This is a genomic window from Saccharopolyspora elongata (genome assembly GCF_004348985.1).
Classification (GTDB): Bacteria; Actinomycetota; Actinomycetes; order Mycobacteriales; family Pseudonocardiaceae; genus Saccharopolyspora; species Saccharopolyspora elongata.
This window is the reverse complement of the sequence record NZ_SMKW01000205.1, coordinates 1-1,781: the sequence shown is the minus strand read 5'-3', so window position 1 is coordinate 1,781 and position 1,781 is coordinate 1. Positions and strand designations below refer to the sequence as shown.

Below are 1,781 nucleotides of genomic sequence, written 5' to 3'. Positions count from 1 at the left end.
GGCCTACAGTCGGCGGGCGTGGCGACTCTCATCCTGTTGCGGCATGCGCGGTCGGCGGCCAATGGTGCCGGTACGTTGGCGGGGCGTTCGCCCGGTGTCGGGTTGGACGAGACCGGGGTGGGCCAGGCGGCCGGGTTGGTGGACCGGTTGGCGGGGGTGCCGCTGGCCGGGATCGTGGTGTCGCCGTTGCAGCGGTGCCGGGAGACGGTGGCGGGGCTGGCCGCGCAGCGGGGCCTTTCGCCGGTGGTGGAGCCGGATCTGGCGGAGGTCGACTACGGCGAGTGGACCGGCCGGAAGATCACCGAGTTGACCGCGGAGCCGCTGTGGAAGGTGGTGCAGCAGCATCCGTCGGCGGCGGTGTTCCCGGGTGGCGAGGGGTTGGCGCAGGTGCAGGCGCGGTCGGTGGCCGCGGTGCGGGCGCATGATCGCCGGTTCGGTGCGGATGCGGTGTGGTTGGCGTGCACGCATGGCGATGTGATCAAGTCGGTGCTGGCGGATGCGTTGGGGCTGCACCTGGACGGGTTCCAGCGGATCGTGGTGGATCCGTGTTCGGTGAGCGTGGTGCGCTACACCGAGACGAGGCCGTTCGTGTTGAAGGTCAACGACACCGGTGGGGACGTGTCGGGGTTGGTGCCGCCGGCGGATGCGGCGAAGTCGGATGCCGTCGTGGGCGGCACGACGGGTTCCTCGGATCGCTGAGCCGGTCTAGTTGCGCAGTGCCACGAGGTGGCAGCGGGCGTCTGCGGGTAGGAAGCGCTGGGTGCCGCCGGTGAAGCGGACGAGGACCTGCTCGTTGGTGGCGGGGGTGACCTGGTCGACGATGCCGACGGGCCCGATCGGGCCGTAGACGCGGATGGCGTCGCCGGGCAGGAGCTCGTCGGCGTAGACCTGTTCGAGGTTGGTGGCGGCTGAGGCGGGCCGGATCCAGCGGGTGGTGGCGAACCAGAGGGCGTAGGCGGCTGCGGGCAGGATCAGCGGCAGCCAGATGTTGAGGTCGATGAGGGCGAGGCCGAGTGCGGCGCCGGCGAGCGCGGCCCAGAGCCCGGAGCTGATCGGCCGTGCGCCCAGCTGGAGCCAGCCGGTGGTGCGGATGGTGCCGTCGGGTCGGTGGCCGCGGGGTGGCGGCGGGATGTGGTCGAGGTCCGCTTCGTCGCCGTCGGTGTCGTCGCGGGTGTGGTGCGCGGTGATCTTGCCCAGGGGTTCGCGGGCGGTGTCTTCGGGTTGCACCCGGGGGATTTCGGCGGTGACGTCCAGCGTCGCGGTGTCGGTGTCGGTGTCGGTGTTTGTGTTGGTGCCGGCTGGCGGCGCCGGGTTGGCCGGTGGCGCCGGCTTGTTGGTGGGGGAGGTCGCCAGCGGCTGGTCGAAGTCGGCGTTCTCGGGGTTGAGCAGGGTGCGCAGCATCGTGATCTCCATGCCGCGGCGTTGTCCGCATTGCGGGCAGGCCATCGCCACGCCGGTGGGGGCGGTGGCGTCGGTGATGGTGGTCAGCGGGCCGTGCCCATGGGGGCATTGCGGGGCGTGGGGGCCGTTTTCCAGGATGCGCAGGGCGCTGGCGTGGCGGCGGTCGGTGCCGGGGTTGTTCTTGTTCACCATTGCGTGGTCCACCTCAGCTTGCCGTGGTCGTCGCGTTCGCAGCTGGCGGCGGCACCCGAGGAGGTGCGGCCGACGTCGCCTTCGCGGGAGCAGCGTTCGCCTTCGGTGACTTCCGGGACCCAGTCGTCGTCGCCGGTGGAGGTGGTGGTGGGCCGGCCGTGGTCCCAGCCCGGGGGCGTGGGCGCGCG

At 72.0% G+C, this 1,781-nt stretch carries 3 protein-coding genes; 1 reads left to right on the top strand and 2 read right to left on the bottom strand.

The window, feature by feature from the left end:
• Positions 1 to 18: 18 nt before the first annotated feature.
• Complete coding sequence (locus E1288_RS46295) at positions 19 to 699, top strand: histidine phosphatase family protein (RefSeq protein WP_132495689.1); 681 nt, start codon at positions 19 to 21, stop codon at positions 697 to 699.
• Between the two features lie 6 nt (positions 700 to 705).
• Here E1288_RS46295 and E1288_RS46290 read toward each other — a convergent pair whose 3' ends face one another.
• The gene (locus E1288_RS46290; RefSeq protein ID WP_132495687.1) at positions 706 to 1,593 is read right to left on the bottom strand and encodes a hypothetical protein; all 888 of its coding nucleotides are present in this window, start codon (positions 1,591 to 1,593) and stop codon (positions 706 to 708) included.
• On the bottom strand, positions 1,587 to 1,781 hold a 195-nt coding region (locus E1288_RS46285), incomplete at its 5' end, for a hypothetical protein (protein WP_132495685.1). The genes E1288_RS46285 and E1288_RS46290, both read right to left, overlap by 7 nt.

Bases quoted from the DNA above. Each gene is read 5' to 3' on its own strand.
- E1288_RS46290 (WP_132495687.1), bottom strand. From the start codon at position 1,593: ATGGTGAACAAGAACAACCCCGGCACCGACCGCCGCCACGCCAGCGCC.